Annotated in this window: 14 protein-coding genes; 10 read left to right on the top strand and 4 right to left on the bottom strand. The window is 70.6% G+C overall.

From position 1 onward, the window contains the following. Nucleotides 1-1,024: 1,024 nt before the first annotated feature. Nucleotides 1,025-1,525, bottom strand: coding sequence for a DUF4913 domain-containing protein (locus ACWC24_RS08450; RefSeq protein ID WP_450662050.1), 501 nt, complete (start codon nt 1,523-1,525; stop codon nt 1,025-1,027). Nucleotides 1,526-1,984: 459 nt separating this feature from the next. Between ACWC24_RS08450 and ACWC24_RS08445 the strand changes: the two genes are divergently transcribed. After that, complete coding sequence (locus tag ACWC24_RS08445) at nt 1,985-2,407, top strand: hypothetical protein (protein ID WP_450662049.1); 423 nt, start codon at nt 1,985-1,987, stop codon at nt 2,405-2,407. A gap of 41 nt (nt 2,408-2,448) precedes the next feature. Beyond that, a complete protein-coding gene (locus ACWC24_RS08440) occupies nt 2,449-5,370 on the top strand; it encodes an AfsR/SARP family transcriptional regulator (protein WP_450662048.1) in 2,922 nt (973 codons plus the stop codon). Nucleotides 5,371-5,383: 13 nt separating this feature from the next. On the opposite strand, the gene ACWC24_RS08435 is transcribed toward ACWC24_RS08440, so the two are convergent. From ACWC24_RS08435 to ACWC24_RS08425, 3 genes are all read right to left on the bottom strand, one after another. After that, nucleotides 5,384-5,920 (bottom strand): sigma-70 family RNA polymerase sigma factor, encoded by a 537-nt coding sequence (locus ACWC24_RS08435; RefSeq protein ID WP_450662181.1) that lies wholly within the window; start codon nt 5,918-5,920, stop codon nt 5,384-5,386. A 186-nt stretch (nt 5,921-6,106) separates the two neighbouring features. Further along, nucleotides 6,107-7,081 carry a hypothetical protein gene (locus tag ACWC24_RS08430; RefSeq protein WP_450662047.1) on the bottom strand — a complete coding sequence of 325 codons (975 nt, stop codon included), beginning with the start codon at nt 7,079-7,081 and terminating at the stop codon, nt 6,107-6,109. A gap of 11 nt (nt 7,082-7,092) precedes the next feature. Further along, nucleotides 7,093-7,917: a lytic transglycosylase domain-containing protein gene (locus tag ACWC24_RS08425; protein WP_450662046.1), complete on the bottom strand. Its 825-nt coding sequence runs from the start codon at nt 7,915-7,917 to the stop codon at nt 7,093-7,095. Nucleotides 7,918-8,469: 552 nt separating this feature from the next. On the opposite strand from ACWC24_RS08425, the gene ACWC24_RS08420 reads away from it, so the two are divergent. From ACWC24_RS08420 to ACWC24_RS08385, 8 genes are all read left to right on the top strand, one after another. Beyond that, the gene (locus ACWC24_RS08420) at nt 8,470-8,862 is read left to right on the top strand and encodes a DUF6668 family protein (protein ID WP_450662045.1); all 393 of its coding nucleotides are present in this window, start codon (nt 8,470-8,472) and stop codon (nt 8,860-8,862) included. Next, nucleotides 8,859-9,152, top strand: coding sequence for a hypothetical protein (locus tag ACWC24_RS08415; RefSeq protein WP_450662044.1), 294 nt, complete (start codon nt 8,859-8,861; stop codon nt 9,150-9,152). The genes ACWC24_RS08420 and ACWC24_RS08415 overlap by 4 nt, the downstream gene beginning before the upstream one ends. Nucleotides 9,153-9,233: 81 nt before the next feature. Beyond that, nucleotides 9,234-9,545: a hypothetical protein gene (locus ACWC24_RS08410; RefSeq protein ID WP_450662043.1), complete on the top strand. Its 312-nt coding sequence runs from the start codon at nt 9,234-9,236 to the stop codon at nt 9,543-9,545. A 38-nt stretch (nt 9,546-9,583) separates the two neighbouring features. Beyond that, nucleotides 9,584-10,309 carry a hypothetical protein gene (locus ACWC24_RS08405; protein ID WP_450662042.1) on the top strand — a complete coding sequence of 242 codons (726 nt, stop codon included), beginning with the start codon at nt 9,584-9,586 and terminating at the stop codon, nt 10,307-10,309. A gap of 1 nt (nt 10,310) precedes the next feature. Continuing rightward, complete coding sequence (locus ACWC24_RS08400; protein WP_450662041.1) at nt 10,311-11,567, top strand: hypothetical protein; 1,257 nt, start codon at nt 10,311-10,313, stop codon at nt 11,565-11,567. A 177-nt stretch (nt 11,568-11,744) separates the two neighbouring features. Next, a complete protein-coding gene (locus ACWC24_RS08395) occupies nt 11,745-13,238 on the top strand; it encodes an SCO6880 family protein (RefSeq protein WP_450662040.1) in 1,494 nt (497 codons plus the stop codon). A 104-nt stretch (nt 13,239-13,342) separates the two neighbouring features. Continuing rightward, nucleotides 13,343-14,929, top strand: a complete 1,587-nt coding sequence (locus tag ACWC24_RS08390) for an ATP/GTP-binding protein (protein WP_450662180.1) — start codon at nt 13,343-13,345, stop codon at nt 14,927-14,929. Between the two features lie 26 nt (nt 14,930-14,955). After that, nucleotides 14,956-16,728: a type IV secretory system conjugative DNA transfer family protein gene (locus tag ACWC24_RS08385; RefSeq protein ID WP_450662179.1), complete on the top strand. Its 1,773-nt coding sequence runs from the start codon at nt 14,956-14,958 to the stop codon at nt 16,726-16,728. Nucleotides 16,729-16,809 lie beyond the last annotated feature (81 nt).

Below are 16,809 nucleotides of genomic sequence, written 5' to 3'. Positions count from 1 at the left end.
CAGCAACAACGGGAGGCGCGGGAACAAAGTTCAATGGCCTTGCCAGGGCGAACCCGTTTCGCCCTTCGGGACCGATCACCGGCCTGCCCGGCCTCGGGCAGACGACATCGTTTGCGGGCGGGCGGCAGGACGGGGCCGGCTCTGGTCCGGCAGGAACGCCTGTCGTCCCACCCCGACGGTGCCTGTCAGCGCTGTTCTGTCGGCAACCAGGGGGGCCGGTGGGTTGGGGTGGCCGTCTGGTTCGGAGGTGGGCGCCGCAGGAGGGTTTTCCGCAGCCACTGCTTCCCGCCGGCCATCCGGCCGGGCGGCAGGACGGGCGGTGGTCTCCGAGTGGTGTTCCAACGGCAACGGACTCCGCAGGTTGCCGGAGTACCAGGGGCTCGAGGGGTGGAGGTCACCACCGGCATCCAGAGCCTTGCCGGGCGATGCGGGCGCGGTCACCGATGCCACGTCGACCAGCGTGACCGCGTCGTCGTTCATCTCTTCCTCGCTGTCATCTGAGCGGCTGTCGGCGCGCGTCCGGTCGGACGAGGGCTCCGCCGACGCACCCCCCTCAGCCATCGCGGAAGCCGCTCTCATATTCGGGGAGAGCTTCTCTCGCAGCCACGCCAGTAGTTGGGCAAGGCGTCCCGGGTACGTGGAACGCGACCGTCGTGCAATCGCCTTCAGGTCGTCCTCGATCAGCTCCCGCGCCAGTTGCTCCGCGGGCGGCAGGGGCGGGGGCGAAGGCCTGATCCACCCGGACTCACGTGACTCCGGCCGGGAGCCAGGAGTGTCGAAGGACATGCTTGGATCAGGGCCTCTTTGATCTGCTCGCTACGCTCGGAGATCCAAGTTCTTGTCTCCGCCGCAAAACGCCACACCCTCCCCTCGAATAATCGACCTGGTAAAAATTCCCAAGCCCTCCGTTTGGATCTGAGCCTGCCATGTTCTCCCTCTCCTTGGGTGAACGGTTGCTCTGCTCGACAGGCACAACGGCCGTTCCGGAGCGTAGGCTCAGTACGGGCGCCGTCCGAGCTCGGAATCATCGGGCCGACGGCGGCGGCGCGAACGGGTCGAGCACGTCGACCGTCGGCTTCTCCTTCGGACGGTGGGCACCGGGTTTGCAGCCGGCGAAGGGGCCCTGCGGGTCCCGGAGGGAGTCCATGACCGAAGGCAGGAAGTCGCGATGCCAACGGGCAGGGCCGGACATGTCGGATTCAGGACCGGTCAGTTCTCCCCAGGCGAGCCAGAGGCCGTGGAGCTGGGCGACCGCTTCGGGGTGTTCCCACCAGCGGGAGCACCAGGGAGACGCGGACGTGACCTCCCTGCCGTAGACGGGCAACAGCACGTGATGCGTCCACAGGGTCAACTGACGCAGCGTGTTGAGGTAGGCGGGACCCTGCAGGTAGAGGATGAACTGTGGTGCCGGGGGGTGCTCCCGTGGCGCCTCACCCGCGGGCTCGGGCGCAGGCCGCTCCGCCGATGCGGCGGTGTCCTGCCCGGATCGGGTGTCCTGGAGACTCCCCGGCGATGTCGTGCCCATGATCCTCCTCTTGCCTGCACGGCTTTCCTGTCGGTCATCGAGCACAACGGGGTGACAACAGGAGGGGTTCAACAGCCCGACCGCCCACCTGGCGAGTTGCCCTCCGGACATGAGACAGAACCATTCACCGGCAAGACTCTGCCTGTTCATTCAGGTTTTCTCCCAATTCACCTGGCACACGATGTGTTCCGGATGACGGGCACGTACTGATCGAGAACGTCGGAGTCTGTCATACCGAACCGGGATCATCCGTTTAGTCCGCCGGTGGCGCCGAAGAAAACCGATGACAGGCCGTAGGAGATGGACGACATGGGCAGGTCCGCCTGAACCCGGCCTGGGTGCCGCTTGAGGCCATCTCAGCCGATGCCTTCACGCAGGGACCGGAGGGGCGGCCTGGATCTATTCGGTTGTCGAAATGGAACGCGAGATCGCCGGCGAACAAGGGTGGAGCCTGTCGTCATGCTGGGGCACCCGACGATCACGGCAGCATTCACCCCTGACGGCAGGACACGGGTGCAGGAGGCCATGATGAGTGGCGAGCCGCACGCCTATCCGTCGAAAAATCTCGTCGTACTGAACGAAAAGTCCGGTCGCTATATGAGCGTGAAGGCTCGTGGTGAAGTCGATCCCCGAGAAATCGCGGCGTGGGGGGAGGCGGTGCGCCGGCTGTTCAGCAAGCACCTCCCGGGAGTCATCGTGGAGTTCCAGCAGATCAAGACCCTGAGACCGCCGGAGAATGAGGTCATCGCCCATTTCGCCAACACCGTGTTGTCCCCTGCCAATCCAGGGACGACAACTGGCAACTCCCGTGCCGGGGTGGACACCTCCTCCCACCTCGGCAAGGCAAACGCTCCCACCACGGGAAAAGCGGCACGGCGCTGAACTCTTAGGTCACGGGGAGGATTCCAAGTACTGTCTTGTGCGTGGACGTACGCGCACAGACGTTGTTCCAGGTGTCCCTGCTGGGTCCGCTGCGGCTCCGGCGGCGAGAGAGCGAACTTCCACTCGGACCGCCCCAACAGCGCGCTGTCCTCGCGCTGTTGCTGCTGCGGCGTGGCCGGGTCGTCGCGGTCGACGAGTTGGTGGACGGGATCTGGGGCGCCGACCCGCCGACCGCCGCGGTGTCCGTGTTGCGGACCTACGTCTCCCGGCTGCGCAAGGTCCTCGAGCCCGACCGTCCCGCAGCCGAGCCACCTCGGATCCTGGTGTCCTTGGGTGACGGGTACGCGCTGCGTTCCGACGGCTTCCTGAGTGATCTCGACCGGTTCGACGACCTCGTGACGCAAGCCACGGCACATCGTGCCGAGGGCGACGACCGGACCGCCGTGAACCTCCTGCGCAGCGCTGACGAGTTGTGGGTGGGTGTTCCGCTCGACGGGCTGCCGGGGGCGTGGATCGAGGTCGAACGCAGTCGCCTGAGGGAACGGCGGCTGTCCACCCTGGAGACGCGGCTGCGCCTGGAACTGCAGCTCGGACAGCACGCCCGGGTGCTGCCCGAGCTGACCGCCCTGTCCGAGGCGCACCCGTTGCGCGAGGCACTGTGCGAGCTCCACATCGTCGCCCTGTACCGCAGCGGGCGCCGGACCGAGGCCTTCGACGTCTACGCCCACACGCGCCGCATCCTCGTCGAGGAACTCGGCATCGAACCCGGCCCGTCACTACGCGCCCTGTACGACGGTCTCCTCGCGAGCGATCCCGGGCCTGCCCGGCCCGGCTCCCAGGAGATGTCGGCGGACACCGATCACGATGCACGAACCCACCACGACCACTACCAGGCTCACGATCACGACCAGGCTCACACCAGCACCGTACGGCCATCCCAATTGCCCGCGGATCTGGTCACGTTCGCCGGACGCCGCGCCGAACTCGACTATGCCGAGGCGCTGCTACCCGACCAGGAACGTCCCACGACTGCGTTGTCGGTCCTGGTCAGTGGAATGGCCGGCGCGGGTAAGACCACCCTTGTCGTGCACTGGGCGCACCGGGTTGCCCACCGCTTCCCCGACGGCAGTCTCTACGTCAACCTCCGCGGCCACGACCCGACCGGTTCCCGGATGGATCCCCGTGAGGCGCTGGAGGGGTTCCTGGTGGCGGTCGGGGTCGCCTCGCAGGCGGTCCCCGAGGGGCTCGACGCACGAGCGGCCCTCTACCGCAGTGTGCTCGCCGGCCAGCGTCTGCTGATCGTGCTGGACAACGCCGCCGACACGGAACAGGTGGAGCCTCTGCTGCCGGCCGTCCCCGGCTGCCTGGTCGTCGTCAGCAGCCGCAACCGGCTCAGCGGCCTGATAGCCCGGCACGGTGCCCATCCACTCCCACTGGGCGTGCTGTCCGCCGGGGAATCACTCGAACTACTGGCCCGGCGGCTGGGCGCGGCACGCATCGACGCCGAACCGGAGGCCGCTCGGGACATCATCGACCTGTGTGCCCGGCTGCCACTGGCACTGTCGATCGTCGCGGCGCGTGCCGCCCTGTACCCCGGCTTCCGGCTCGCCGACATCGCCACGGAGCTACGGAAAGACCACGGCAGCCTGGACGCGTTCTCCGGTGGCGACCTGGGCACCGACGTCCGCGCCGTCTTCTCCTGGTCGTACCAGGCCCTCTCCCCTCAGGCGTCCCGCCTCTTCCGCCGACTCGCGCTGCACCCCGGCCCCGACATCACTCGCGCCGCGGCCGCCGCGCTGGTCGGCACACCCCTACGCCAGGTGCACGCTCCACTGACGGAGCTGACCGGAGCGAGCCTGCTCACCGAGCGTGCCCCCGGACGGTTCGTCTTCCACGACCTGCTGCGCACCTACGCCACGGAGCGCATGCGGGCCGAGAGCAGCAAGCCGGTGTGCAGTGCGGCGCTGCTCAGGTTGCACGATCACTTCCTTTTCACCGTGCACAACGCCGCCGCGGTTCTCGACCGCTTCCGTGAAACCATGCCGCTGCCGCCGGTTGATGCAGACGCCGCCCCGCTGGAATTCAGTGACCGCGCGCAGGCGGCCGCCTGGCTGCGCACGGAACGGCACGTCCTGCGCGCGATCGTCGGGCACGCCGCCGCGCATGGCTTCCACACCCACGCCTGGCTCACGGCCGCGGCGCTGGACGTCTATTTCAACCGGCTCGGCTACTGGCACGACCTGCTCGAAATCGAAACCACGGCACTGGAGTCGGCCCGGGCAGCCGGCTCGGTGACCGGCCAGGCCTACGCCCTGTGCGGACTGGGGGGCGCACACTCCCAGCTCGACCACCCGGATCAGGCGCTGCGACACCTCGAAGAGGCGCTGGAGCTGTTCCGGTCAGTGGGCCACGCGATGGGCCAGGCCCTGACCCATCGCGGCCTCGCCTACCTGAGCAATCGGACGGATCGCCCTCGGGCCGCGCTCGACCACTACGCGCAGGCCATCGAACTGTACCGGTCCGAGGACAACGCCAGCGGCACGGCCGGCGTGCTCAACCAGGTCGCGTGGACATGCATCCTGATCGGCGAAGCCGAGATGGCTGTTCAATGCTGCGAGGAGGCCATCCTGCACTGCAAGGAGTTGGGCGACCGCTACGGCGAGGCCTCGACGCGGGACACCCTCGGCTACGCCCTGTACCACCTCGCCCGACACCCGGAGGCCATCGCGTGCTTCCAGCGGTCGCAGCGGTTGTTCCACGAGATCGGCGACCGCTATCTCGAATCCGACGTCCTGCGTCACCTGGCCGCCGCCCACCTCGCCGCCGACGACCGTGACGCCGCGCGCGCCGCCCTGACGGCGGCACTCGCCCTGCTGGAGGAAGGCGACCACGCGGCGGCCGACCAGGTGCGGCAAGAACTGTACGAACTGGACGAACCGGAAACGGGTGTGCCGCCTGCCTGAAGCAGGACGCTCATCACGCCCCGTCGTCCGTCAGAGCCTCTTTGAGGCTGCGCAGAGCGTAATAGACCCGGGACTTCACCGTGCCCTGCGGGACGCCCAGAGCCTGGGCCGCCTGCTGGGTGGAGTGGTCCGCGAAGACCGTCGCCTGGAGCGCCTCACGGTGCGCCGAGGTCAGCGACCTCATGGCGTCCCGCACCACGATCGACGACAGCATCCTTTCGATGACGTCCACCTCGGCGGACATGTCGGCCAGCCAGGACTCGCCGTTGACCTCCGGCGGTCGCGCCATCCGCGTCCGATGCGCATCGATGACGAGGTTGCGGGCGACCCGGAACATCCAGGGCCGTACTGCCATCCCCTCGCTGTCGGCAAGGGCTCTGCTGTTCCAGCAGCGCAGCAGCGTCTCCTGGAGGATGTCCTCCGTACGGTAGGTGTCCCCGCCCAGCATGCGCAGCACGTACGAGTAGAGCGCCGGGCCGTGTTCCAGGTAGAGAGCGCGCAGAGCCCGCTCGTCGGGGGAGGTCGCGCTCGCCGATCCGATGACCGTCACGTTCAAGGTGTGCTCCTGGTGCTCGCGGTGGCCCGCCCCGATCCGCAGATCGGATGGCCGGGCCTCGTGGAGCTGGAGTCTTGCGACGTGCCGTGCATGTTCGATTGACAGTCGGTCCACGCGATGGACGACGGCGATATACGCCCAGGTCGTGCGCCGTGTTTCGGCTGCTGCCCATGGAAAGGCTCAGGCGAACACCTCCAGCTCGTCCAGGCGTCCGCGGATCCGTCCGGCGAGTGCGGCGTGGGACGGAGCCAACGAGCCCTGACGGCTCAACTGCGTCCACATGTCCAGCAGTTCGCGTCCGTGCACCTCGATCGCCCGCTCGTCGTCGAGCCACTGCCAGGCGGCCGTCGCCCGCACCACGTCCCCGTGCGCCGGCCGGTCCCCGACCCGACACCGGATCCGGGCGACGGCCAGGGCCAGTACGACGGCTTCGCGGTGTTCGCCGCACAGGTGCGCGACGTAGGCTTCCAGAGCCCGCGCCTCCACGGCGTACGGATCGTCGGCGCCCGCCTCGTCGGTGAGCCTCTGGCGCAGTTCGGACGCGAGGTCGTACGCCTCGTCCAGTCGGCCGGCCCGTGCGAGAGCGCCGATATGGCGGATCTGTTCACCAAGTCCGGCGGGAAGAGTGACAACGGGTACCGGGACAGGAACAGCGGCTCGATCGAGTACGGGGTCGGCCGCCTGGGCGGCAGCGGCGGCGCGGGCCACGGCGGCGGCGATGACGGTGCCGCCCACCGGGACGGGACCGGGGGCGGGCTCGGCGACCGGGCGGGGCTCAGGGTCGGTCCCGCACTCTCCCGCAGGCTCGTGTTCCGCTTCGGACTCGCGACCGGGCCCGGACTCGGACTCGAGACCAAGGCCTGCCCCGGACACCTGAGCGGGTTCGGGCGAGGGGTCGGGCCCGGGCTCGGATCCGGCGGTCGGCGGCGGCTCGAGGAGGCGGCTGGAGCCGTCCGGCGCGACCTCCAGGACGAAGTGGCCCTCGTCGGGCCGCTCGGTCACCGTCGCCTCGACGGGGCCACCCCGTTCGACGGCGTGCCGGTGCAGATGGTCCAGTACGACTTCGTGCACGGACCGGCCCGGTGCGGGGACGAGGGGTTCCCCGTCGATCTCGGCGAGCCCCTCGTGGGAGATGTACACCTCGTGGCGTGTCATGGCTGTCCTCCTCATGGGGTCGGTGCGGGCGCGAGGGCTTCGGTGGGAACGGCAGTGGGGAGGGACGTCTGGATGCCGGTGGGGGTGGCCATGCCCGAGGGAATGGCCGCCAGCCCCGAGTACTTGGCGAACTGGGCGCGCACGGCCGCGACATAACCCTGAACCTCGTTGGTCTGCGGCACGCCCTTGGCGGCCCGGACGGCGTCCATGCCCACGTCGTAGCCGGCCAGAGCGAGATCCAGGACACTGCCCGTGGCCTCGTTGGCGGCGATCATCTTCTTCGCCTGGTCGGCCAGATCGCACATGTAGTGTCCCTGCGCCATGATCGAGTCCTTGGCGTCCGACGCGGAGGTCTTGCCGTTGTCGTCGTCGTCCTTGCCGTACTTCGTGAAGATGTCGGGCGGCAACTGCGAGATGCCCTGTCTGCCGTCCGGTCCGACGAGGGACGCGTTGAAGCCGGACGCCTTCTCGATCTGTGACGCGATGACGATCGGACCGATGTCGGAGCAGAGTTTGCCGGCTTCCTGGATGGGGTCCACCAGGTCCTTGGGGACCGTCGAAGTGTCCAGGTCACCCCGACCGTCGCCCTGGAAGACGGCGATCACCGCGCTGGCGTCGCCCGGACCGGGAACGTCGCCGCTGCCCCCGCCGCCGAAGATGGCGTGGAACAGCAGGTAGACGGCGATCAGCGGGGCCAGGAGGACACCCAACCCGCAGAAGATGATGATGACGACGGCCCCGCCGGCCAGAGTCGCCGGGAACAGCAGGCAGCCCGCGCCGCCGACGGCGACCGCCGTGTTCCGGACGGCCTTCGATCCGCCTTCTTCCTCGCCCATGGGTGCACGCCTTCTTCCCCTTGCCTTGAACCGCTGTGCCGCATCGAACCGTTGTGCTGTCCAACGGGCTCGGCAGATCGAAACGGGCCCCGGAGCGAAGAAGTTCAAACCGGTGGAAACCAGATGATCCAGAACAGCGGACGTACGAGCCAGGGGGGCGGGGCACGCATGGGCGGACCTTCGGCGGCACCGTCGGGCCGGGGAGGCTGGGTGCGGGGACCGATGGCCACCGCGCCATCGCACCCGGCCCCCGAGGACGACGCAACCGGTACGGCGGCGGGACCGGCCACAGGGACGACCGCCTCGCCACCCGCCACCACCACCTCGTCGCGGACCACCGGACCTCGAGTCCCGGCCCGCACCACCGCGCCGGCACACCCCGCCGGCCGGACCGCTTCACGCACGGCGGCTCCGTCGTCCCCGCACCCGCCCCGCCGCCGTGCCGGCGCCCCGTCGTCCGAACCGGCCTGGGGCGAACCCCGCCGGCCCGGACCGGCACGCGGCGGTTCACGCGAAGCGGTCGGCTGGGTCAAGGCGCACGGCGGTGCCGGAGTGACTTCTCTGGCGGAGGTGCTGGGCGGGACGGACGTGGGAGCGCGCTGGCCCGACCCCTCCCGGGGCGAACCACGACGGGTTCTGCTCGTCGCGCGGACGAGCGCACGCGGCCTCACGTCCCTGTCCCAGGCGTTGCGCGTGCTGCACGAGGAACGCGCTCCGCAGGGGATCGAGCTGATCGCCGTGGTCCTCGTCGCCGACGCCCCCGGCCGCCTGCCGCTCGTCCTGCTGCGCCGTATCCGCGTGCTGCGCTCCGCCGCGCGGGTCCTGCGGGTGCCGTGGATCCCGGCGTGGCGAACCGGCCGTACCCCGAAGGTCCTGCCCAGGCAGTTCGACCGGCTCGCCGAACTGGTGGGTGGCGAGCTGTACACCGAGGGAGTCGCGCCATGACCCCTGCCCCGTCCGGCGCTCGGTTCCTGGCCGCCACCACCACCTACACCCCGCCCCAAGGCGCGCACACGATCATCGACCTCCTCGCCTGGTGCACCACGGCCGCGGGCGTCTTCGGGCTGATGGCCGTCGGTATCAACATGGCCGTCCAGCTCAACCGAGGGGAGCCGGGAGAGGGCGGCACCCACTTCCGCGGAGCCTTCATCGTCGCGCTCGCCTGCCTGGTCGCCTCGACCGCCGGCCCGCTCGTCACAGCCCTCGGCGACCTCTCCCTTCTCGGCGGGCCGTAGGTCCGTCACACCCTTTCCTGCACATAGATCCAGCCTTCTGCCCACCGCTCGTGCGGGCACCTGATTCCCCGGAGATCCCCCATGTCCTCGCTTCTCGTCGAAGCCACTCGTTTCCTCGCCGACGGGCCCTCGCCGGGCACCGGCGGCGGTGTGCCCCAGCCGAAGAGCAACGCACCCGGCGACCTGCAGAGCAAGGTCAACACGGTCCTCGGCATCGTCGCCTGGGCCGGTACCGCGGCCGGTGTGCTCGGTGTGCTGGTCACGGGCGCGATGATGGCCGTCTCTCTCAAGCGCGGCGAGAGCTCGGAGCACATGAGTCGCCTCGGCATGGTGCTCGGCGGCTGCGTGCTGGTCTCCACCGCCGGTCCACTGGTCGCCTTCGTCTTCAACTGAGCCGGCGGACCATCATGATGCGACGCAGACAACGGCAGGTGGAGGAACCCGGGCCGTACTGGAAGCAGCGCAGCTGGCAGTTGTCGGCGGGATTCCTCGGTCTCGTCGTGCTGGTCGGAGGGTTCGTCGCGTTGACATCCCCCGGCGACAGCGCGAGTCCGGTGGCGTCCCGGGGCCCGCTGTCCGGCAGCTCCGTGGCGCCGGACGGGCGCCCCGCAGGCTGCCGCACCGACGACACCGCGGGAGACGCGCTGCCGACGAAGGCGCCGAAGGACGTCAGCTGGCGCACCCTCGGCATCTCCCGCGTGCCCGTCTCCGTCTCGGCCGGGCCCACCCGGACGGCCGGGCCGGTGCACTGGTGCTACGCGCACACGCCCGTCGGTGCCGCCCTGGCCGCCACCGTCATCCCGTCCCAGATGAGCGGATCCGGTTGGAAGACGGTCAGCCGGCAGCAAGTGGTGGCCGGGAACGGACGCGATCTGTTCGAGTTCCAGCGCTCGACGATCCAGAGCATCGACAGTGCCGACCAGGCCGGCGGCGCGCCCGTCGGCTCGTACAGCGGCTTCTCGGTCACCTCGTACACGAGCCGGGCGGCGAACGTCAGCCTGCTGATCAGTACCGGTCAGGGCTATGCGACGACCGGCATCCGGCTGCGTTGGAACGGCGGGGACTGGAAAGTCGTGCCCGGCGGCGACGGTTCCCTGCACACACCGGTTACCACGGTCCAGGGCAGCTCGCACGGATACATCCTGTGGGGGGCGTGAGATGACCTGCGGCTCGACCGGCAATCCGCTCGGGGACCTGGTGGTGGGTTTCTTCTCGTTCCTCGGCGATCCCATCGGAACGATCATCAAAATGATCGCGAAGATGATTCTCTCGGCCGCGATATCGGTGTTCGGCGCGCTGACCACCAATGTGCAGACACTGCCGGACACCACCACGTCGAAGAACATCAGCAGCCAGACCCAGTGGCTCGTGGTCTATCTCGCGGTGGGATCGCTGCTCTTCTCGGCCGCCCGCATGGCGGTGGAGCGGCGCAGCACCGCGGGAACGACCGCCCTGAAGGGCATACTGCGGGTGATCCTGGTCTCGGGTGCCGCCACCACCATCGCGATGGCCGCCTCCAGTGTCGCGGACGACTATTCCACCTATCTGTTCAATGCAGGCGCACAGGACATGTTGAACAAGGCCGGCTCCTGCTCCTGGGACGACGGCGTCCAGGCCTTCCTGATGCTGATCCTGGCGTTCCTGCTGCTGATCGGCGGGATCATCCACACGGTCCTGATGTACATCCGGCTCGGCGTCGTGATCCTGCTGCTCGGCACTCTGCCGCTGGCCGCTGCCGCGTCGATGACCGACTGGGGCGGCGGCTGGTGGCGCAAGCACATCGGCTGGTTGATCGCCTGGCTGCTGTACAAGCCGGCGGCCGGACTCGTGATGTACGCGGGTGCGCAGATGCTCACGTCGAACGCCAAGGGAAGCAGCGGGGTGAACGAACGCATCGCCGGAATCGGAGTGATGCTGTTGTCCGCGGTCGCGCTGCCCGCGCTGCTGAAGCTCGTGGTGCCCGCCACCGCGGCGCTCGGCGGGGCGTCCGCGTACTCCGGAGCCATGCAGTCGGCGGGTGGTGCCCTGGCCACCGGCGCCCGGTCGCTCGGCGGCGGTGTCGGCGACGGCATCGGTGTCGGCGGCGGCAACCAGGGCCGACCGGGCCCGAGCGGCGCGTCGGGGAGCTCGGGCGGCACCGGTTCGACCGGTGCGGGTGGTTCGAGCGGCGCCGCGGCAGCATCGGGCGGCGGGAGGACGGGCCCCGCGGCGGGCCCCGGTGGTGCCGGAGGCGCCGACGGGGGCGGGGGCACGGCGGCGGGCGCGGGCCGCGGCGCGGCAGCGTCAGGCGCACGAGCGGCCGGTGCGGGGGTCGCGGCGGCGGTGACCGCGGCGCAGGTCCTCGGCCGGACCGCCTCCGGTGCCCTGGACGGCGCCGATGGCGACCAGGGCCACAACCCCAGCCCCCACCGTTGATCCGGTGACGGCTCGCCGGCGTGTCCGGCAGTACGCCGTCGCCCCCTGAACGGGCCGCCGGGCTCCCGCTCCCCCCGCGGAGCCCGGCGGCCCTCCCCACTTCCCGGCCCCTGCGGCCCCCACCGGTGTGGCGCCGTCACGCCACGCCTCTCGCTCCACGAAGGGAAACGGACACCCATGTCCACGGAAGTCGCCACCCATCCGACCTACGGGAACTGGCGCAGGCCACGGCGGCCGGGGCTCGGGCCGCTCGGGCTCGTCGGTACCTTCGGTGTCTTCGGCGGTCTCGTCGTCACGTTGCTCGCGTCGTTGATATCGCTGTACGCGGCGCTGGTCGTCTTCGTTCCGGTCGTGCTGCTGCTGACGCCGCTGGCCATCCGCACCCAGGACGGGCGCAACGTCTACCAGTTGCTCGCCCTGCGCATCGGCTGGCGCCGCCGCAGGGCCAGGGGCGCGCATCTGTATGTGTCCGGCCCGCTGTCCGTGCGGCCGGGCGGACGCTTCCGCCCGCCCGGCCTGCTGAACAAGGTCACCGCCATGGAGGGCCGGGACGCGTACGACCGCCCCTTCGGGATCCTGCACCACCCGGGCCGCGACCTGTACACCATCGTGCTGGGCTGTGATCCCGACGGCGGCTCCCTGGTCGACCCGGACCAGATCGACGTCTGGGTCGCTCTCTGGGGCGAGTGGCTGGCACGGCTGGCCCACGAACCCGGGCTGCGCGGTGCCTCCCTGATCGTGGAGACCGCACCCGACCCCGGCACCGCCCTCGCCAACGAGGTGCTGCCCCGCATCCGGCCCGACGCCCCCTCCGCCGCCCGTGCGGTGATGGAAGAGGTCGTCGAACGCTACCCGACCGCGTCCTCCGAGATGCACACCTACGTCACCCTCACCTACGGCGCGCCCGGCGGCCACAGGCGCAGGAAGGACGACGTGGTCACCGACCTCGCCGTCCGCATCCCGGGCCTGCTCAGCGGGCTCGTCGCGGCCGGTGGCGGATCCGCGTACCCCCTGTCGGCGGAGCACATCGCCGAGGTCGTGCGGGTCGCCTACGACCCGGCGGTGGCCGCCGACGTGCTCCAGGCCCGTGCGCAGCAGGGCGGTACGGGCCTGGAGTGGGAGGACGCCGGACCGGCCGCCGCCGTGGAGACCGTGAACAGTTACCAGCACGACTCCGGGGTGTCACGAACATGGCTGCTGACGCTGGCACCGCGCGGCACCGTCCGCTCGTCGGTGCTCAGGGGCCTGCTGGAGGCGAGTCCCGGCACCCGCCGCAAGCGGGTCGCGCTGGTCTACCGGCCTCTCGATCCCGCCACCTCGGCGCGGATCGTCGAGGCGGACCGACGCGCCGCCCAGTTCATGGCCACGTCGGGCCGGGGCATGGTGCAGGCACGCGCCGCCTCCGAGGTGCGGGCGGCCGAGCAGACCGCGTCGGAGGAGGCCGCGGGTGCCGGGCTCGTGGAGTTCTCGCTGATGCTGACCGTCACCGTGGACGACATCGGTCAACTGGCCGACGCGACGGTCGCCGTCCGCAATCTGACCGCGGCGTCCCGGGTGCTGATGCGCCCGGCCGACCGCATGCAGGCGGCGGCGTTCGGCTGCACGCTGCCCGTCGGCATCCTCCCGTGGGAGCAGACCCTGGTACCGCACGAGTTGCAGGAGGCGCTGTGAGCCGCCGGAGCGAGGAGAAGAAGGCCGAGCGGGAGGACCGGATCGCCGAGGAGACGATGTGGCGGGCGGGCCACGGCGCGGCACCGCCGAGCCTGTCGGCCGCGATGCGGGAGACGTCCGGGAAGAAGGGCCGGTCCGGCGGACAGAAGCCGGCCCGCCCCAGAGAGCTCTACGTCCCACCGCGCGGCTGGTACGGCCCCGGCGGCGGCCGCGTCGGCTACATGGATCCGCCGACCATGTGGCGCGCCACCACCGTGCAGGCTTGCGGCATGTGGCCTTTTGCCGCCGGTTCCGGATCTCCGATGACCGGTGTGCCGCTCGGGCAGCACCTCTTCACCGGCGCGACCGTCTGCGGCGACCCGCTGAACTGGTTCACGCGTGCCCGCTACATCTCCAATCCGTCCCTGTTCATGCTCGGCATGCCGGGCCTGGGCAAGTCCACCCTTATCAACCGGATGCTGATCGGACTGAGTGCGACCGGCGTCGTACCCCTGGTGCTCGGCGACCTCAAACCCGACTACGCCGATACCGTGCGCGCTCTGGGCGGCCAGGTGATCTCCATCGGCCGTGGCCGGGGCGGCATCAACGTGCTCGACCCGGGCGCCATGGGCGCTGCGGCCGCGCGGATCGGCGGCCAGGCGGGCGAGGTCCTGAAGGCCGAGACGCACGGCCGGGTGCTGAACATGGTCGCCGCGTTGGTCACCATCGTGCGTGGCCGTCCCATGGACGACCACGAGCAGTCGGTGCTCTCCGCGGTCCTGCACCACCTGCGTGAACGCACCCCCGAAGGCCGTGCGGTGCTGCTCCCCGACCTCCTGCGGGTCCTGACCGAGGGTCCCGAACGGGTGCGCGCGGTCACCCTGGACCGAGGTGACGACGCCCGTTACCGCGACGCCGTGGACCCGCTGCACCGCTCACTGCTGGGCATCCTCGACGGTCCGCTCGGCGACACCTTCGCCTCGGAGACATCCACCCGCATCCACCCGGACGCACCCGCCGTGTGCATCGACATCTCCGGCATCGGTGAAGCCGACACCCAGTTGACCGCCGCCGCGATGCTCGCCGCCTGGTCCGACGGGCTGGGCACGGTGGCCGCCTCACACGCGCTGGCCGACGCCGGACTCGCGCCGAGACGCTGGTTCTTCACGGTCCTCGACGAGCTCTGGCGCCCGTTGCGGGCCGCTTCCGGCATCGTCGACCGCATCGACGCGCTGACCCGTCTCAACCGGTCCCTGGGCCTGGGAGACGCCAAGATCACTCACACCCTCAAGGACGCCGAGGCGCTCGGCACCGACGCCGACCGTGCCAAGGCCCGCGGTTTCGTGGAGCGGGCCGGGATGGTGGTGTGCGCCGGACTGCCGAAGGCGGAGATGGAGGATCTCGGCAAGGTGGTGGGCCTGTCCCGGCGTGAGATCGAACTCGTGTCGTCCTGGTCCTCGCCCCCCGGCTGGGGCGTCTCCGGCGAACACGAGGAGCCGCCCGGCCGCGGCCGTTTCCTCATCAAGGTCGGCGGCCGGCCCGGCATCCCCATCAAGGTGGCCATCACCGACGCCGAACGGCGCCTGCACAACACCAACACCCGCTGGACGACCGACGAGGAGGCCGTCGAGCAGTCCGTGGCACACGCCGCCGAGCAGGTGGCGCGAGCCGCCCAGGAGGAACCGCCCCTGCCGGGGAGGTGGACCGCGTGACCGGCAAATCACCCTCGACCGGTGGTATGCACGAGCTCGCCCCCTGGGCGATCGTGGCCGCCGCCGGAACCTTCCTCACCGTGTTCACCGTCGGCTGGGCCGGCGGCACCCTCGGAGCCGGTGTCACCGGCCATGGCTGGGACGCCCCGCCGTTCGCCCTGTCCACCGCGGCGCGCCTCGCCTCCGGCGGTGCGGACGACCTGTGGCCGGGCGCCTCGCCGACAGCGGTCTACGGTGGCATGCTCGGCCTCCTGGCCCTGGTCGCGCTGCCCACGGCGTTCCTCGTACGGCTCCTGCTGGACCGGGCGAGCCGCACCAAGGGCCTGGCCGGCAGGCGCGAGCTGGCGAGCATGTGCCCCAAGGGCATCGAGGCCCGGGCCCGCGAACTGCGCCCCAGTCTCAAGGGCCGGGAGAACGTCCACCCGGACGAGACCGGCAACCTCCTCGGCGACCTCGACCCCGACGGCCCCGAGTTGCGCAGCAGCTTCGAGGACGTCGAACTCGACCTGATGGCTCCGCGAGCCGGCAAGTCCACAGGTATCGCCGTCCCCCGGGTGCTGCGCGCCCAGGGCGCCGTCCTGCTCACCTCCAACAAGTCCGACGTCTACGCCGTCACCCGCGCCGAACGGGCGAGGTCCGGCCGGGTCTGGACGTTCGACCCGCAGGGCATCGCCCACACCGAACGTGCCATGTGGTGGAACCTGCTCGGCGACTGCCGCACCATCGAGGGCGCCCGCCGGCTGGCCGGGCACTTCGTCGCATCCGTCAACGACGACACCGCGAAGAAGGACTTCTGGACATCGGCCGCGCAGAACACCCTCACGGCGCTCTTCCTGGCCGCGGCGCGCGGTGGGGCCCCGGTCACGGAACTGTTGGGCTGGCTGGCCGATCCCGCCGACCGCACCCCGATCGACCTGCTGCGCGACGCCGGCCTGGTGGCGATGGCGGAGCAGTTGCAGGGCACGGTGCGCGGTGCCGTGGAGACCAGGGACGGCATCTACGAGACCGCGAGGCAGACCGTGTCCTGCCTGCTCGACCCGGAGATCCTCGCCTGGGTCACGCCCGACCCGCTTCTCCCCGAGTTCCGCCCCGACCGGCACGTCGTCGGCACCGACACCCTTTACCTGCTGTCCAAGGACGGCGGCGGCTCCGCGGCCGGTGTCATCGCGGGCCTCGCGGACGCGACGATGCGGGCGGGCGTGGTGGCCGCCGAACGCATGGGCGGTCGCCTCGACCCACCGCTGACCGCGGTCCTCGACGAGGCCGCCAACGTCTGCCGCATCTCCGATCTGCCCGACCTGTACTCGCACTTCGGGTCCCGCGGCATCAACGTCGTGACCCTGTTGCAGAGCTACCGGCAGGGAGCCCGGGTATGGGGCGAGGTCGGGATGGACGCGCTGTGGAGCGCGGCGACCGTCAAACTGCTCGGCGCGGGCCTGGACGACGCGGACTTCGTGCAGAAGATATCCACCCTGGTCGGGCAGCACGACGTGAAGACGCCGAGCGTCTCCCGCAGCAGGGACGGGTCGCAGCGCTCGTACTCCTACCGACAGGAGTCGATCCTGCCGCCCGACAAGATCCGTGCCCTGCCCAAGGGCACCGCCCTGCTGCTCGCCACCGGCGTCCGGCCGGCGCTGATCCGGCTGCGACCCTGGTACAAGGAGCCTGGCGCGGACCTCATCTCGGCGCAGGCGAAAGCGGAGTCGAACGCGATCACCGCACGGGCGGCAGCCCGTCTGCCCGGGGGTGCGGCGCCGGCGAAGGGCAGGCGCTGGGAACGGGACGCCGTGCCGACGTGACCTCGATCGGCGGCGGTCGGGCGGGATGCTCCGCGCCGGGAACAGCGGTCCGCGATCGTACGTACGACGCCGTCCGCTCGG

This window comes from Streptomyces sp. NPDC001443, assembly GCF_053597355.1.
This window is presented reverse-complemented; position numbering and strand designations above follow the sequence as displayed.